This window comes from Pseudanabaena minima str. Chao 2107 (assembly GCF_051131155.1).
GTDB classification, from domain to species: Bacteria; Cyanobacteriota; Cyanobacteriia; order Pseudanabaenales; family Pseudanabaenaceae; genus Pseudanabaena; species Pseudanabaena minima.
Genome location: NZ_CP159508.1, coordinates 138,721 through 155,157, shown reverse-complemented (window position 1 = coordinate 155,157; position 16,437 = coordinate 138,721). Strand labels below are relative to the sequence as shown.

The window sequence follows — 16,437 nt, the reverse complement described above, 5'->3', positions numbered from 1 at the left end:
TTGTCTAATTTGATTAGGAGCGAAAACATGACCAGTATTGCTACTGAAAAAAGCGTAACTAGCCAAGAGACAAAGCAACCATTAACCTTAGAGGAGTTTTTGAGGTTACCAGATATAGACGCAAGTTATGAGTTAGAGGATGCACCCTGCCCTGTATTGCCTGAATTAGTGACTGAAGCACGCCGCTAGTGATATTGGAATCACATCTTGTTAGCGTCATATACGTGACTGTATGACAGGATGTCTTTTGACTTGAAAGAAGGAATAACGCAATGCTATAGAAATTGATTAGTAATGGCAATTAACTGACAACTTACATTGATGTAATTACATCAATTCTCTCTCAAATAGGCTAAGTAGATGAGCATATTAAAACCTAAAACCAAAGATTGTTCCGCCCGCTACGCGGGCGGAACAATCTTTTCGGGTTTCAGTTTATTTATGCGATGAAGCGGATGCAGCTAACAAACGAGCTAAGCAAGGCGGAACAATCTTTTCGGTTTTTAGTTTATTTATGCCTAGCTACTTAGAAGGGATTTTTGAAAGAATTCCTTTACAACACTTTCAAAAATCCCTTAGTTTAGACTTGAATACAAAGTTCTGTAACTAAGCTATCAGTAGCTTTCTTAAATCTAGATAAGCATTTGCTAAAGCCTAGTAATCTTGGCTTAACCTAATAGTACGATCGGGAAATCAATTATCTTGTTAAGAATGAACAATAGCTATGCTGAAATCTTTACCATCGTTAAATGACCATAATTTACCTTATCCCGATACAATTCATCCGATTGTGGTGCATTTTGTGATTGCAATGGTGTTATTTGCCGTAGTATGCGATGCAATCGGCTATTTCACGCGCAATCCTCGATTTTACGAAGTTAGCTGGTGGAATTTTTTCTTTGCTACCATTTCCATCTTTATTGCCATCATTTTTGGACAAGTTGAAGCAGGGCTAGCGGAACCCTATCCATCTGTAGAACCCACTTTAAATCTACATACAATTATTGGCTGGTCTCTATCAGGGATTATTGCGGCGATCACTGGATGGCGTTACGTTTTACGAGTACGTGATCCCAAGACTTTACCAATATCTTTTTTAGGAGTCGGTGTCCTATTAACAGGAATCGTTCTCTTTCAAGTTTATTTAGGTGATTTATTAGTTTGGGTCTATGGACTCCATACAGTTCCAGTTGTCGAAGCGATACGGGAGGCTAGCTTAAAATGATTTCAATGGCAACTTTGATTGATCAACTGCATGGACAGTTGGGATTGAATGGTTTACCCTACAGCATTCCGATGCATCCCAACCTCGTTCATTTAACCCTTGGCTTATTCATTGTGGCGATCGGGTTTGATATTGTGGGCGTGTTTTTTGTGTTGGAAAAGCCACTATTCAAATTTATGGCGATCCCTGCAACAAGGTCAAATTTCTTTGATGTGGGTTGGTATAACATGCTTGCGGCAGCGATCGTTACGTTCTTTACGGTTGCAGTTGGCTTTTACGAAATGCTACTAGCGACTCCCGATGAGAATGTGAAAAGTGCTTGGGGCTTGCAAGCGATGGATACGATGATCTGGCATGGTGTCGGTGGTGTCCTGTTATTAACCCTAATTGTGGGAATGACTGTCTGGAGAGGCTTTCAGCGCTTTCTCTGGCGTAAGGATATGGGTCAGCAGGTGCAATGGAGCTATCTCTTAGCAGGGCTAGGAATTTTTGCGCTGATGTTTGTGCATGGTACTTTGGGCGCACAGCTTGCCTCAGAGTTTGGGGTGCATATCACTGCCGATCGCCTTTTACGCTTCAGTCCTGATGTCGATCTCAATCAGTTATTGAAGTAAGGGGGATGATATGAAACTTCGCACGATTTTGATTTTAGGAGTTGCAGCGATCGCGATCGCTCTGATTAGTCTCTGGATGGGACAGGTTGCCTATACATGGTTTCCGCCCCAAGCTTCCGCCGAGTCAGTTTTGGTGGATAACCTCTTTAGCTTTTTGGTGACTTTAGGAACTTTTATTTTTCTTGGTGTCGTTGGCACTTTGACCTATTCAATCCTGTTTCAACGCGCCGAGAAATACGATCTCAGTGATGGTCCCCACATCGAAGGCAATGTCAAATTAGAAATCATCTGGACAGCTATTCCCTTCATTTTGGTGATTTGGATTGCGACCTACAGCTATCAAATCTATGATCAAATGTCGATTTTAGGACCAATGGATCACGCTCATCACGGAGCAATGATGGCAGCAGCAAATGCAGATGAGGTCAGTGAACCGAAGACGGAGGAAATTGAAAAAATCCAAGTGCTAGCAAGGCAATGGGCTTGGGAATTTCATTACGCTAATGGCACAAATGGCGAAGTCAGCAGTACCGAATTACATTTGCCGAATAATCGCCGCATTAAGCTTGTCCTCCATTCTGAAGATGTGTTGCATGGCTTATATATTCCTGCCTTTCGAGTGAAGCAAGATGTCATTCCTGGACATGATATTGATTTTGAATTTACGCCCATCCGCGAAGGTAAATATCGTCTGCGGGATTCGGAATATAGCGGTACTTATTTCGCATCGATGCAAACCGATGTGGTGGTGGAATCCCCTGAAGCCTATCAAAAATGGCTAGCGGATGCCTCTAGCGCAACTCCTGCCCCTGCCTACAATCCTGCGGCGAGTGAATATGCTAAACGCGCCAATGCAACCAATTGGGCTACGGTTGTCCCTGCGGCTCCCCCTGTGGTGAATTATGCCAATTAATTTGCGAGGTTAAGCGATGTCTGATCTATTAGGAAAAGAAGCTGAAGTAATTCCTGTCAAAAAATCTGCTAAACCTCTAGCTCTGATTGCTGTTGGGGCGATTCCTTTAGGCATTGGAATTTGCTTTATTCAAGTGCCGATTAGTTGCGCTTGCGGAAATCCAGGAATACAAGCAACTGGTACTTATCTTAGATCCCAAGAAGCTTACTACCTAGAGCATCGGACTTTTAGCAAATCTTTCGAGTCCCTAAAGATTGCACCGATTCCTGACACAACAACTCGTTATCTCTTCTCTACAGAAGTAATTAGCGATCGCGCATATATTTATGCAATCCCCAGAGAAGTACCAACTGACCTATTTCGCTTAGGGCTTACTAAAGCTGAGATCGCTGGGCTTGTTGGTGCTGTTGCCTACGACAAGAAACGCCAAGCTACAGTTTCCATTCTATGTATATCGGAAAGCAATACTTTCGATAAGCCACCTACGCCTATATTCAATGGTGAGCAATTTACTTGTCCCAGTGGATTTTCAGGTAGCTCGCGATCGGGACTCAATTAATTCAACATATCATCGGTTTCCATAATTCTTAATCAAGTTTATTCTTTATGACAAATATTCCTATTGATGCGATCGCCGATCTTCCCCCCCAGTCTGAGCAACCTGAAGACTGGCGGCGATTCTTTGGATTTAGTACCGATCATAAAGTGATTGGGATTCAATATATTGTTACTTCCTTTTTCTTCTTTCTCATTGGTGGCGTGCTGGCGATGGTGATTAGGGGTGAACTAATTACCCCTGAATCAGATCTAGTTGATCGCGCTGTGTATAACTCCATGTTCACGATGCACGGGACGATCATGCTATTTCTCTGGACATTTCCCATGTTGCTAGGTCTAGCGAATTACCTCGTGCCACTAATGATCGGCGCTCGTGACATGGCTTTCCCCCGTTTAAATGCCGTTGCCTTTTGGATGGTTCCTGTATTTGGAGTGATCCTGATGGCAAGCTTTTTTATCCCCGGAGGTACTTCGCAATCGGGTTGGTGGGCTTATCCACCCGTGAGTTTGCAAAATCCCACAGGTAATTTGATTAATGGTCAGTTTCTGTGGTTGCTGGCAGTGGCGATTTCGGGCGTTGCCTCGATTATGGGCGCGATTAACTTCGTGACGACCATTTTCCGAATGCGAACCACAGGGATGACTTGGTTCAAAATGCCTGTGTTTGTCTGGACAGTCCTTGCCGCCCAGATCATTCAATTATTCGGATTGCCAGCCCTCACCGCAGGAGCCGTGATGCTCTTGTCTGACTTAACCTTTGGAACTAGTTTCTTTGATCCTGCTAAAGGCGGCGATCCCGTTCTCTTTCAACATTTTTTCTGGTTCTATTCCCATCCTGCGGTCTATGTAATTATCCTGCCCGTATTTGGCATCTTCTCCGAGATTTTCCCTGTCTATGCCCGTAAGCCTCTCTTTGGTTACAAAGTCGTTGCTGTGTCTTCTCTCATCATTACAGGATTAAGCGGTATTGTGTGGGTGCATCATATGTTTGCTAGTGGTACACCTAGCTGGATGCGGATGGTTTTCATGGCAACGACGATGTTAATTTCTGTACCGACAGGAATTAAAGTTTTTGCATGGGTGGCGACCATCTGGGGCGGCAAGATTAAGCTCAATACTGCCATGCTGTTCGGATTAGGAGCGCTGGTGATGTTTGTCTTTGCAGGGATTACGGGAATCATGCTTGCCTCTGTCCCTGTCGATATCCATGTGAATAATACTTACTTTGTAGTGGGGCATTTCCATTATGTAATTTACGGTGCGGTGGTGATGGGCATTTACGCCGCCCTCTATCATTGGTTCCCAAAGATGACAGGGAGAATGTATTCCGAAGGCTTAGGCAAACTCCATTTCATCCTCACTTTCATCGGTACAAATGCCTGTTTCTTCCCGATGCATCCCCTTGGCTTGCACGGAATGCCTCGCCGCGTCGCCTCCTACGATCCCGAATTTGCCTTTTGGAATGTGATCGCTAGTCTCGGTGGCTTTCTCTTAGGCGTATCAACAATTCCTTTTATTCTGAATATGGTTAGCTCTTGGGTACAGGGGGAAAAATCTCCGAAAAATCCTTGGCGAGCGATCGGTCTAGAATGGCTAGTTGCTTCGCCACCATCCCATGAGAACTTTGAAGAGTTACCAATCATCATTTCGGAACCCTATGGCTACGGTAAAGATGAACCCTTAGTAGCAAATCCTGATAAGTTGGAGGTCAATCATGCAACCAGTTAATAGTTCTGTTAGCGAAAATTCGATCTTAGAAGTCAGCCATGCCAGCAATCATGAGCATTCCGATAACCGTATGTTCGGATTTGTCGTCTTTCTGCTTTCCGAAAGTGTGATCTTTTTGAGCTTTTTTGTTGCTTACATTGTCTATAAAACGACAGCGATCGCATGGCTTCCTGAAGGCGTAACGGGCTTAGAAATCAAAGATCCTGCAATTAATACAATCGTTCTCGTATCCAGTAGTTTCACGATCTACATTGCTGAGAAGTTCCTCCATAAAAAGCAACTTTGGGGCTTTCGCGCCTTTTGGTTGCTAACGATCGCGATGGGTAGTTACTTCCTCTATGGTCAAGCCGTGGAATGGAGTGGCTTAGCCTTTGGCTTTGGTGATGGCGTGTTTGGCGGTACGTTCTATTTGCTGACAGGCTTTCATGGCTTACACGTTTTGACGGGTGTGCTGTTGCAGTTAATCATGTTAGTGCGATCGTTCCTTCCTAAAGAATATGACAAGGGCTTATATGGCATTGAGGCAACTTCGCTATTTTGGCATTTTGTTGATGTGATCTGGATTGCGTTGTTTACGCTGATTTATGTTTGGCAATAGCTCGATCCCCCCTACCCCCCTTGCAAAGGGGGGCTTTAGAACAGTTTAGAAAATTCAAATAATTGAGTCCCCCTTTTTAAGGGGGATGCCGAAGGCAGGGGGATCGAACCTCCGCTTATAGCAGATCCTATGAATTAGAGAAGGAGAACCCAATGATTATTGATGACCATTATTACGATGTGATTATTGTGGGAACTGGTGCAGGGGGTGGAACCCTTGCCTATAAACTCGCTTCCACAGGCAAAAAAATTCTGATTCTCGATCGTGGCGACTTTATGCCCCTCGAAGAACAGAATCGCAGCAATATCGATATCTTTCAACGCGATCGCTACCATGCTCCAGAACAATGGTATGACCAATCAGGGGAGCCATTTTCACCACAGACTAACTATGCGATCGGTGGAAACACAAAAATTTACGGGGCGGCTCTCTTGCGGCGGCGCGAGAAGGATTTTGAAGCAGTCACTCATCAAGCGGGAATTTCCCCCGCATGGTGCGTGAAGTATGACGAATTTGAGCCTTACTACACCGAAGCCGAAAATCTCTACAAAGTGCATGGCGAGACAAATTCTGACAGCACTGAACCAACTCACAGCGCTGATTATCCCTATGTTGCGGTGAGTCATGAACCTGAGATGCAGAAGATCTATGAGGCGATCGCTAATCAAGGTTTGCATCCCTCCACAATTCCCCTCGGCTTGACCCGTCAACAGGATGACCCCACTAGCGACTCTGAAGAAAGTTGCCTCGTCCCCGCCTTGAAATATGCCAATGTCACCTTAAAAACTCAAGCCAAAGTAGTCAGTCTCCATACCAATCCATCAGGGCGATCGGTGAAAGGTGTAGAAGCGGAAGTGGGCGGACAGTCCTATCTCTTTTTAGGTGATATCGTCGTGCTTGCCTGTGGTGCGATTAATTCGGCGGCGCTACTGTTGCGATCGGCTAATGATTCCCATCCCAAAGGGCTTGCCAACAGTTCCGATCAAGTTGGACGGAATTTGATGAAAAGCTTGCTGTCATCGGTAGTCCAACTCAGCACTAAGCCCAATAACGGCTCCTTCCAAAAGTCTATTTATGTGAATGATTTCTATTGGGGTGATGCGGATTTTCCCTATCCAATGGGACATATTCAGAACTCTGGCGGACTCCTCACCGACATCATTTTTGCGGAATCTCCTCCCGTATTCTCTATTGTTGCCAAGCTCATGCCCAACTTTGGATTGAAGCAGTTAGCAACCCATTCGATCGGCTGGTGGGCGCAAACGGAAGATTTGCCAGACTCAAATAATCGGGTGCGCCTTGAAAACAATAAAATCCATATCGATTACAATCCCAACAATATGGAAGCCCACGATCGCTTAATTTATCGCTGGACTGATGTGTTAAAAAATATCGAAAAGTCCCTAGATGGTTTCCGTACTGGTTTCCTACATCCCCGTGCCGAGTCGCCTTTGCAAGTAGTCGCCAATCAATGCGGAACTTGTCGCTTTGGTGATGATCCTTTAACTTCCGTTTTAGATCGCGATTGCCGCACCCACGATCTCGATAATCTCTACGTTGTAGATGGCAGTTTCTTTCCATCTAATGCGGCAGTGAGTCCTGCTTTGACGATTATTGCTAATGCTCTAAGAGTAGGCGATCGGGTAATTGAGAGGTTGAAATAAGTCGCAGTTTGGTCTAGCTGTATAAATCTAGTTAGATTAGCTATAGTGGGTTCATCTAACTAGACTATCGCATTTTTAATTCGTCTAATTCATACATCCATGAGTTCACCCAAATTACATCATTACGTGCCCCGCTTTTACTTGAAACAATTTGCTGACAAAAAGGAATGTTTTTGGGTATGGAATAAAAATACTAAAAAAGTCTTTAAAGGTAATCCATATGGTGTTGCAGCAGAGCAGCATTTTTATCGTGTTCCCGAATTTATTGGCAGTGAGTATGATCCACTTTTCTTGGAGCATAACCTGTCTAAGCTAGAGTTTGATACATCAATAGTTATGAATAAGTGGCTTGAATCATTGAACTCAATGCAGATAATGGAAAAACTTCTAGTTACACCAGAAGAAAGACGGCTCCTATCAGTTTTCATATCTGTTCAATTCTTAAGAACTGCCCAACAAAGAGATATTCTCGCGCTATTTCCTAAACTTGTTGGACAAGATAATTCCGATATATCTCCTAACGAGAAAATAAATCTTCACGCATATATGCTTTGCAGTAGCGGATTAGTTGAGGAAATTGCGGAGAGAATAGAGAAGTCAATTTGGCTTTTTGCTCGTAATGATACTGAAATACCGTTCTGGACATCAGATAATCCTGTATGTTTTAAAACGGGAGATAATAGAATGTGGCTTAAAGGCATGGGAATAATGTCAGAGGGAAGCTATATAGTTTATCCAATTAATCCACATTATGTGCTTTATTGCAAAGAGCCAAATTATTGGGCAATGTTAAAGAAATTAGATTGTTATCTTTCTCCTGTAAAGATGACTCCAGATATGATAGAGCATGAAAACGCTGGACAAGTATTTATGGCAACTCGATTTGTAATTTCACCTAATAATAATTTCTCATTTGCCAACGAGTTCGTAGAAACTATTGGCACTGATATTTATGCACCTCCAGATAGTTAAAAAGTAATTGTAGTAGGTGATTGGGCGATCGTATTTTTTAGGGTGATTGGGCGCTCGTGTTTTGGAGGGGATGATTTGGCGATCATGTTTTTGTAAGGGGATGATTTGGCGATCGCCTTTAAGGGAAAAACTTGTAAATATCCTTACGATGCAAAAATCTTACAAAGATTAATTCATTTTCCAAAACTTCTATCCCTACCCTGTAATCACTTAGACGAATGCGATAAAAACTATCATATCCCTGCATCTTTTTTAGATTATTGATTTCCCCCAAAGATTCAGCTTGCTTACAGGTCAAAATTATCTGCTTCAACTTTGCCAAAAGACTACGATCCTTGACTAACTTCAAGTCCTTTTCAAACCTAGACTCAAACCTAACATTCATGCAACATCACCATCCAGAAGCGCAAAGATATTCTCTTCAGGAACAAACTCATTTTTTCTACCCTCAGCGATCGCATTCCCTAAACCGACTTCTTCTAAAGCATCTTGAAATATTTCCGCAAAAAGCTCCTTTCTAGTCTTAATCAAGTCAATTAAGATTTCAGTGAGCAGTTCTCTTGTCTTCTCATCGTTAAGGAGTATTTGCATATTCAAACTCTCATACATAAACCAAATCTATATAATTCTAGCTTAACAACAACAAGCAGCTTTTGGCGATCGCGTTTTTGGGGAGTGTTTGGGCGATCGTGTTTTGGTTAGGTGATTGGGCGATCGCTTTTTTGGTGGGTGATTGGGCGATCGTGTTTTAGTGAGTGATTGGGCGATCGTGTTTTTGTTGAGTGGTTGGGCGATCGTGTTTTTAGTGAGTGGTTGGGCGATCGTGTTGTTGAGAAGTGAGTGGTGGGGCGATCGCTATTTAACGATTTTTGTAAACTTCTCGTCTATGCTTACATTGCAACAGCAAAACAGTTTCATCTTTATCAAGAATTTCATAACGAACTCGATAATCGCCAATTCTAATCCGATATTCATTCTCATAACCCTTCAGCTTTGTTACGCTGTCGGGACGTGGATCTTCGGATAGTTTCGATATCTTGCTGTAAATTCTAGCTTTTATGTCATTAGGAAGATTATCTAGATCTTTTTGGATAGACTTCGTGACGATAATTGTGTAAGTCATAGCTATTTCTGAGCAAGATACTGATGAAATGTGATGTATTCACCTTTTCTATACTCTTCGCGTACTTGCTGGATTTCCACAGCCGTTTCATCGTCCTCTAACCAGTCTTGCTCTTCGGCTTGGGCGATCGCTTCATCGAGAATTAACCAGAGTTGATGCTTTTCTTCTAGACTAAGAACGTTAACCGACTCAATAGCAGCGTGTAATGCTTGGGTCATAACTGACACCTTTAGATTTTTAACTTGTTCCTATTTTACTCAGATATTAACTATTTAACATCATTCAAAGAAAGTTATAAAGATTTTGATAGACTTTTGTTTTGATAGGTGATTATAGCGATCGCATTTTTTGTGAGTGATTGGGCGATCATGTTTTTGTGAGGTGATCTAACTCTAATAAATTTCCCTGCAATGCCCTACCCTAGCGATGAAGATCAATTGATTTTCTATATCAAATTCATAAATGACTCGATAATCTCCCACTCTCAACTTATAAAATCCAGACCACTGACCAGTCAATGGCAGTGGCGAAATCTTTTCAAAATTAGCGCTCAACCATTGGATTTTCTTCAGAATCCGCCCACGCACAACCTGAGAAATTTGGTCTAAATCATCAATAGCCTCTGGTTCAAAACTTACTGAATAAGCCATTTATTGATCTATTCCATATCTTTTGTATACTTCTGATGCTGGAATAGTAGCTCTTCCCTCCATCCGTTTTTTTCGTATGTTTAGCAAACTATCCATGAATGATTCTTTGATTTCTTGTCCCTGATCAGGATCGCCAAAGTATTCATCCAAACGTTCATCCACAGTATTACGGATTAAAGTTTGTAGTTGCTCTACAGTCAAGTCTTTTACTTGCATAGTTTCTACTAACGATGAAATATATGGCTGATTATAGCAATTTTTAGATCATGGATAGGCGATCGCATTTTTGGTGCGAGGTTGGGCGATCGTGTTTTGGGTGAATGGTTGGGCGATCGCCTTACCTTACCCCAGCAATAACTTGACCAATATCTTGAGGCGTAGCACCAGTCGCCAACATCGCCCTAATCAATAACTCAATAGAAACAGAAGCATCCCCATTCTCAGCCTTAGCAATCCGAGGCTGACTAGAACTCATTTTAGAAGCAAGCTCACTTTGAGTCATTATCTTTTGCCGACGCTCCTTTAGATTTTGACTAAGCACCAGTTTAATCTCAACTAAAACTGACTCTTCAGCCGTTAACTCCAAAAAATCTGAAACCGATCCAACTTTCCAACCTTTAGCTTCTAAACGCTCTCTTTTAGCTTGATCAATCATATTCGCCTAATCAGTATCATATTTACTAAGTCTCTTTTTACAAATATCAATCACATTTTTTAGGTGTCGTTCTCGTTGACTTATTAAAAATATCTACAATCAAAATTACATCATCATCAATTCGATAAATGATTCTCCAGTTTTTCTCTGCATCCCGAATTCGCAACTCATGACAACGCTCTCCTATAGAACCCATTTGGCATCTTAGGAAGCGTTAGCAAGACGCTTAAGCATAAGCCTAATAAAGCAAAGGTGAATTCTGGCATTAGCATTGACTAACGTTCTGTCAAAGTTTTTGACCAGACTTTTACAAAGCTCCATCCAAGCATTGGAACGTTCCACAATCCAACGCATAGGAATGACCACAAAACCAGATATACCCAAAGCCTTCTTTTCCTGTCTAGACATTTTCGGTGCAACCTTAAACCTAATCTTGGTCATGCTCTGCGGATAAATCTCTTCTAGAGCAGGGATGAGCTTGTCGGGTTGATAGCCATGATCAACCATGACAGTTATCTTGGGAATATTCACAATGTTTTTTGAGCAAACATTTCAATCAAAGCCTTGTCGTCGGACAGACTTGCCTTAGTGCAAAGTGTAAAGAATGGCAAACCGAGAGAATCCACACCGAGATTTTTCTTGATGCCATTGGTGACTTTGTAGGAGCAGTAACCTTTTGAATCAATGCTTGCATTACAGGTGTTTTTGGTGGCTTGTGAATCGACGATGATTAAGGTTGTCCACTTAGGCTTTTTTCGGCTGCGCTCTCACTTGCTCGTGCAATGTAGTCATGATTTCCCTCAGTGCTCCTGATGCTCGCTATTGCTTGTAATGCCAATACACTGTGGAGTATGGGGGCAAATCCTTGGGTAAGTCTGCCCAATTACTTCCTTGCTTCAGTTGGTAAAGTATGCCATCTAATATTTCCCGTTTTGTCCATTTTGGCGGACAAGTTTTCTTTCTTTTCGGCAACAGAGGTTCAATAATCTCCACTCTTTATCGCTTAGACTGCTGCTATATTCCATGTTTTAACCCTTTTCTTACTCTTCCTAAGATACCAAATGGGTTCTATACCTGTTGACGGAATTCCTGTAGTTTGTCAATAATCATGGCTGTAGATATGTCTTTTCTTTTTTATCTACTTTAGGCAGTTTGTATCTCTTTTACTCTGCCTTTCTTACCTTTTTAGTCTAAACTCCATTGATTTAAACACCTGATCTACCGCAAGATTTAACTCAAGGAAAATTTGTAAGATTAGGCAATCACTGCTAACTGCATTTACTCCCAAGCTTCCAACTCGATCGCTACATTGCGAAATAGAGCGAGAATGCGATCGCGTCTGACTTCAAAATTAGCAGCAACTAGAATGAATCCAATCCCTGCAATAATACCGAGCGCCCACATTAAGAAGGAATATTGCGTAACTAAAATGACAGCTTGAGTGATTACTAACAAAATAAACGTGAACGTTCCCATAAAGAGATAGGCTCTGACCCGAAAAGCTAGCCCTGCGATGATAAAAGCGGCACTTAAGCCCCAAGTCGAGAGCGCAATCGTAGTATTAGAAAAGGAATAAAGAAAGGCAACTAATCCCATACCACCACTTAAGAGAACTCGAAAAGCATGTCGAAGCGCTTTAGTATTAGGCGATCGCAGGTTGGGTTCGACTTGAGCAAAATATAGTCCAGAGAAGCCAATCACCGCCACATGGATCATCGCATTGATATCGAAACTGGATGATCTAATTAAAGAAATGTAAAGGAAAACCGCCCAATCCCATAGAAATACTGTGATGTAAGTAGCACGGATTTGGTCTCGAACTTTGGCATAGATGGCGTAGAAAACACCAACAATGATCAGGCAAGGTGTGGCGATCACCTGTTGGGTCATAAATATAAAGAGCAATGGCAATAGGAAAGCGGAGTTATGCCAAGGACGTTCTGCCCATCCCCATTCTTCCCAAGGTGGTAAATAGAGCATTGTTGCCCCGATACAGGCGATCGCCGCCGCATAGGGCTGAATGAAGTTCGCAATCAACCAAGGATTAGGGAAAGCAAAGTAAATAAAATAGGCGATCGCGCCAATTGCGGTAGTTATTCCTGTATAAATCCAGAGATCTGCTCCCCCTAAATCTCCCTTATAGAGTGGAACTCGATCTATCCCATTCTTGGTAAGGGGGGCTAGGAAGGATTTCTTACCCTCAGCGATCGCATAAACTGTCAGCGCAGTGCCAATCCCGCCACCCAGTAAACCACCCGTAGCCGATGGATTTAAGAAGCTTCCCAATAACAAAAAGATGGCGCTCGCAGTCCAATGTAAATGCGCCGAAATACCAATCTCTCGGATAGAAAGTCTTAAATAAGGAGCGATCCAGTTGACAAAGAGTTTGTAGGCATAAGCGATCGCACAACCTAAGGTCGCCAGAATCACTAAGCCATCGCCAAGACTACCACCTTGAGAACGGGACACCATTTGATAGAAAAGTAACTCATAGGCGGAGAAAGTCGCTACTACCATGGACAAATAGGTAAGCGCTTTGAACATAGGATTAGATTGGGAAGCTCTGCGCCCGATGCCGATACCGATGAGGGATGTACTTAGCGAAAACAAACCTGTAAGACTGCTAAAGCTCCCGATTCTCAATAGCGAACCCATCACACCGTAAATCAAGGGAATGACATCCCAACTGCGAGGATATTCATTTTTACCTGAGCGTTGCATCCACCAATCGCCGCCTAGTTGGGTGATAAAGCCCAAGGCAATATTGGCGATCGCGAGTTCAAGTGCTGAGCCATTTGTAACTGCGATCGCTCCTGAAGTTAGCAGTTCCACACTCCATGCAACTCCCCATTCTGCCCAAAAAGGAACTTTTGCGGTGGATTGCCAGATTCGATAAATCAGTCCTAACGTAACCAAGACTGTACTGGGTAAAAGATTGACAAATAGTTGGTCATCACCATTGAAGCCAAAAACAAGAACAGCTAAAACCGTTTGTAAAATCAGAACGGATGTGGAGATTAAAGCTGACCAAATATCAAAGGCTTGGGAATAGGATTGATTTAAGGATAAATTGAGATTAGGAACTTGGCGATCGCGGCGATATTTGAGCCAATGATTGAGAACATATAGCAAAATGGCACTGAAAACCATGCCATTAGTCCAGAAGATAAACTGGGCTGTTGAGCCATCATTAGATTTGAATTGCCACAGTAAAAAGGCGATAAATAATAAGCCATAACCGACCGTATTAAAAGCGGTGAGCAGCGATTTGCTGCGGCGCGTATTCACTAGCATCAGGGCAAAGGCAACACCCAAACCAATCAACCGCGAGCCATCACCTTGCCATGTCAAAAACTGGGCGATCGCGAGCCCTGCAATGCTCAATCTAATTGCCAAATCGCGATCGGCAAATTCGCGCCAAGTTCCTAAAAAGGTTAGAGACAAAGGTACGCTTAACCAAGCCACACCCCAAGAACTGGTTAAAAATAGTAGTTCTCTATTATCACCTTGTCCTGAAAATGGATCATTCCAAAGCAAGATATAGCTAAGGGCGGCTAAACTTGCGCCAATGTGCCATGCGCTATCGCGCCATGCTTGTAGATGGAGATTGCTCCCAGATATTCTCTCAGTGGGTAAGATGCCCTCACCCCCAGCCCCTCTCCCAGAGGGAGAGGGGGGCAAGATGTTTTCTAGGGATTCACTCGCAGAGTGAATCTGAATTTGATTTCTTTCTCCCCTCGCCCCTTGGGAGAGGGTCTGGGGGGGAGGGCTAAACTTCCCTATTACTAAAACTGCACTCCATTCAATCAACATTGTAATGAGCAGAAAGCCAACCCATGTAAAGATCTCAGTGGAACGAGTGAAAAAGAAAGCACCTGAGATAATTGCGCTGAGACTAACGATATGGGCGAAATAAACTAGGCTATGCAGATCTTTGCTAACAGGCGATCGCCTTGCTTGGACGATTAAGAGGGTGACGGCTGAAAGCGATAGGTTGACAAATATCGGTAACGGATAACCAAAACTCAGAATAGTCAGTAAAACCCCAAACCCTAAAGCGAGTAATTCCGCAGTATCAGCTAGATGGAACTTTTGGCGATCGCGATAAATTGCGGCAACTATCAAAGTCACAATCAAATAGGGAAACAGGCAAATTCCTAGCAAATTAATTGCCGATTGAGTTTGAAAGAAGGCTATTAATTGCTGTTTAGAAACTACTTTCCAAGCATCAGGAATTAGTCTTTGACCTAACCACAGAATTTGTAAGCCCCACAAAAATAAATAGGTTAAATCAATGCTTTGCTCTAGTTTGATTAGGCGATCGCTGAGTATCCAAGCAATTAATAAACTAATCATCAAGGTTTGCCAAGGATATTGATCCCAAACTGACACTAACCAACCTAAACCTAGCAAAACCTTGCCTAAATTCGCTTGAAATGAAAGGTTCGATGAATTTGCTGTAGTTAAATCTGAGGCTTCAGAAGGCGATCGCAACTTTTCTGCTTTGTTCGTATCTGCTTTGTTCGTAATTTGTACTAGAACCCAGCCACAAACCCCAAAAGCTAAACCTAATTTAAAAACCGAAACATTTCCAAACAAAAGTGCTCGACTAATCAGCAAAACAGTACTGTAAGCCCCCGTAATCAGCGCAAGGGGAAATGTCGAACTATCGGCAGTATTTAAGCTTTGACGACGATTTAGAAAGGTTGAAATCGCAAGCCCACTGATGCCCAAATAGACAGCAATTAATGGATAGTATGGAGATAGAAACCAACCTAGATGTAGCCAACCCAGTAATAAAATCACCAAAACTGAGATTTGGCTAAGTTGTCTTTTGGCTCGTTTTTTCTTTTGGTTAGTAGATGCGTCATCCGATAATGCTTGAGTTTCGCGAAATACGAACGATGTTTGCAATAAAAAAACAGCGATCGCTGAAAGTAAACAACCTGCGATCGCACTAATTCCTATTCCCGCAGGATTTTTGAGTAAGCCTAAACCATCCATCGCCCAGAAATTCGCAGGAACTAAGAGCAATGTCACCAATTGCAGAGCGCGAGTGGTCATTCGCAGACGTTCATTCTTACTTGTCCAGAAGCTCACGCCAAAAAATCCCAACGTATAAGCCAACAGCAGCAAATATTGGATTTGTGATGAAAAGTTATCCCATTGACTAGCCGCTAGCAATCCCGAAGAAACCACCACCAGAAACACGCCCAGAAATAGCAACCACATGGTGCTGAATTCTGATAGTAGCGATCGCACCGTTTGGGCAACTTTACTCGGTTCTTGAGGTGCTTTAGGTTTTATCGGTATCTTTTCAATGGGCGATTCAATAGGCGATCGCGGCAATCGCGAACCCGAAATATTGGCAGGTGGGCGATTTGGTTCCGCAATTAGTGAACCTCTACTGGCGATCGCTGGTTCTGCTGCCTTTGCCTTAATGTCGCAAACGAAACGAGTTTCGCAAATTAGTTTTACTGATTTCTCTTTGATTAAGCCTAACTCTAGCCAAAGATCCAGACCTTGGAGAATCAGATCGTTTTGAATCGCCACAACCGTTAGGCGATTTGCTGAACGGCGATTATTGCGCCATTTAAAATCCACTTCAGATATCAGATCCCACTCAAACCAAGCGTCCAATCCATCAAGGACAACGCTATGGGGAACTGCTATCTCAAGATCAAGGCGCAAATACTGCTGTGGTGAGGCAGTCATGGGCGATCGCTCCAATTCAAAA

20 protein-coding genes are annotated in these 16,437 nt (G+C 42.8%); 9 read left to right on the top strand and 11 right to left on the bottom strand.

Annotated elements, in window-relative coordinates; all coding sequences use genetic code 11:
• Positions 1–27 precede the first annotated feature (27 nt).
• The 9 genes from ABM313_RS00645 (at position 28) to ABM313_RS00605 (ending at position 8,272) form a co-directional block, all read left to right on the top strand.
• Entirely contained in the window at positions 28–189 is a 162-nt protein-coding gene (locus ABM313_RS00645; protein WP_434685780.1) for a hypothetical protein, read from the top strand.
• A 535-nt stretch (positions 190–724) separates the two neighbouring features.
• Positions 725–1,225 carry a DUF2231 domain-containing protein gene (locus tag ABM313_RS00640; RefSeq protein ID WP_434685779.1) on the top strand — a complete coding sequence of 167 codons (501 nt, stop codon included), beginning with the start codon at positions 725–727 and terminating at the stop codon, positions 1,223–1,225.
• Between the two features lie 5 nt (positions 1,226–1,230).
• Positions 1,231–1,839: a DUF2231 domain-containing protein gene (locus ABM313_RS00635; protein ID WP_434685778.1), complete on the top strand. Its 609-nt coding sequence runs from the start codon at positions 1,231–1,233 to the stop codon at positions 1,837–1,839.
• A gap of 10 nt (positions 1,840–1,849) precedes the next feature.
• Positions 1,850–2,752: a cytochrome c oxidase subunit II gene (locus ABM313_RS00630; RefSeq protein ID WP_434685777.1), complete on the top strand. Its 903-nt coding sequence runs from the start codon at positions 1,850–1,852 to the stop codon at positions 2,750–2,752.
• 16 nt (positions 2,753–2,768) lie between these two features.
• On the top strand, positions 2,769–3,311 hold the full coding sequence (locus ABM313_RS00625) for a type IV pilin-like G/H family protein (RefSeq protein ID WP_434685776.1): 543 nt from the start codon (positions 2,769–2,771) through the stop codon (positions 3,309–3,311).
• A gap of 47 nt (positions 3,312–3,358) precedes the next feature.
• Positions 3,359–5,038: a cytochrome c oxidase subunit I gene (ctaD, locus tag ABM313_RS00620; protein ID WP_434685775.1), complete on the top strand. Its 1,680-nt coding sequence runs from the start codon at positions 3,359–3,361 to the stop codon at positions 5,036–5,038.
• Positions 5,025–5,636 carry a cytochrome c oxidase subunit 3 gene (locus tag ABM313_RS00615; protein WP_434685774.1) on the top strand — a complete coding sequence of 204 codons (612 nt, stop codon included), beginning with the start codon at positions 5,025–5,027 and terminating at the stop codon, positions 5,634–5,636. The genes ctaD and ABM313_RS00615 overlap by 14 nt, the downstream gene beginning before the upstream one ends.
• A 152-nt stretch (positions 5,637–5,788) precedes the next feature.
• Positions 5,789–7,300, top strand: a complete 1,512-nt coding sequence (locus ABM313_RS00610) for a GMC oxidoreductase (protein ID WP_434685773.1) — start codon at positions 5,789–5,791, stop codon at positions 7,298–7,300.
• A 99-nt stretch (positions 7,301–7,399) separates the two neighbouring features.
• Complete coding sequence (locus tag ABM313_RS00605) at positions 7,400–8,272, top strand: DUF4238 domain-containing protein (RefSeq protein WP_434685772.1); 873 nt, start codon at positions 7,400–7,402, stop codon at positions 8,270–8,272.
• A 118-nt stretch (positions 8,273–8,390) separates the two neighbouring features.
• Here ABM313_RS00605 and ABM313_RS00600 read toward each other — a convergent pair whose 3' ends face one another.
• From ABM313_RS00600 to ABM313_RS00550, 11 genes are all read right to left on the bottom strand, one after another.
• The gene (locus tag ABM313_RS00600; protein WP_434685771.1) at positions 8,391–8,657 is read right to left on the bottom strand and encodes a type II toxin-antitoxin system RelE family toxin; all 267 of its coding nucleotides are present in this window, start codon (positions 8,655–8,657) and stop codon (positions 8,391–8,393) included.
• Entirely contained in the window at positions 8,654–8,863 is a 210-nt protein-coding gene (locus ABM313_RS00595; protein WP_434685770.1) for a hypothetical protein, read from the bottom strand. Before ABM313_RS00595 ends, ABM313_RS00600 begins: the two co-directional genes overlap by 4 nt.
• A 268-nt stretch (positions 8,864–9,131) precedes the next feature.
• The gene (locus ABM313_RS00590) at positions 9,132–9,395 is read right to left on the bottom strand and encodes a type II toxin-antitoxin system RelE family toxin (protein ID WP_434685769.1); all 264 of its coding nucleotides are present in this window, start codon (positions 9,393–9,395) and stop codon (positions 9,132–9,134) included.
• A gap of 2 nt (positions 9,396–9,397) precedes the next feature.
• The gene (locus tag ABM313_RS00585) at positions 9,398–9,613 is read right to left on the bottom strand and encodes a hypothetical protein (protein WP_434685768.1); all 216 of its coding nucleotides are present in this window, start codon (positions 9,611–9,613) and stop codon (positions 9,398–9,400) included.
• A gap of 174 nt (positions 9,614–9,787) precedes the next feature.
• Positions 9,788–10,045, bottom strand: coding sequence for a type II toxin-antitoxin system RelE family toxin (locus ABM313_RS00580; RefSeq protein ID WP_434685767.1), 258 nt, complete (start codon positions 10,043–10,045; stop codon positions 9,788–9,790).
• Complete coding sequence (locus ABM313_RS00575; protein ID WP_434685766.1) at positions 10,046–10,261, bottom strand: hypothetical protein; 216 nt, start codon at positions 10,259–10,261, stop codon at positions 10,046–10,048. It abuts the gene before it with no gap.
• Between the two features lie 121 nt (positions 10,262–10,382).
• Positions 10,383–10,697, bottom strand: a complete 315-nt coding sequence (locus ABM313_RS00570) for a helix-turn-helix domain-containing protein (protein ID WP_434688599.1) — start codon at positions 10,695–10,697, stop codon at positions 10,383–10,385.
• A gap of 49 nt (positions 10,698–10,746) precedes the next feature.
• Positions 10,747–10,896, bottom strand: a complete 150-nt coding sequence (locus tag ABM313_RS00565; protein ID WP_434685765.1) for a type II toxin-antitoxin system RelE/ParE family toxin — start codon at positions 10,894–10,896, stop codon at positions 10,747–10,749.
• 8 nt (positions 10,897–10,904) lie between these two features.
• Positions 10,905–11,231 (bottom strand): transposase, encoded by a 327-nt coding sequence (locus ABM313_RS00560; protein WP_434685763.1) that lies wholly within the window; start codon positions 11,229–11,231, stop codon positions 10,905–10,907.
• A gap of 288 nt (positions 11,232–11,519) precedes the next feature.
• The gene (locus tag ABM313_RS00555; RefSeq protein ID WP_434685762.1) at positions 11,520–11,693 is read right to left on the bottom strand and encodes a transposase; all 174 of its coding nucleotides are present in this window, start codon (positions 11,691–11,693) and stop codon (positions 11,520–11,522) included.
• Positions 11,694–11,978: 285 nt separating this feature from the next.
• Positions 11,979–16,415, bottom strand: a complete 4,437-nt coding sequence (locus ABM313_RS00550) for a hypothetical protein (RefSeq protein WP_434685761.1) — start codon at positions 16,413–16,415, stop codon at positions 11,979–11,981.
• Positions 16,416–16,437 lie beyond the last annotated feature (22 nt).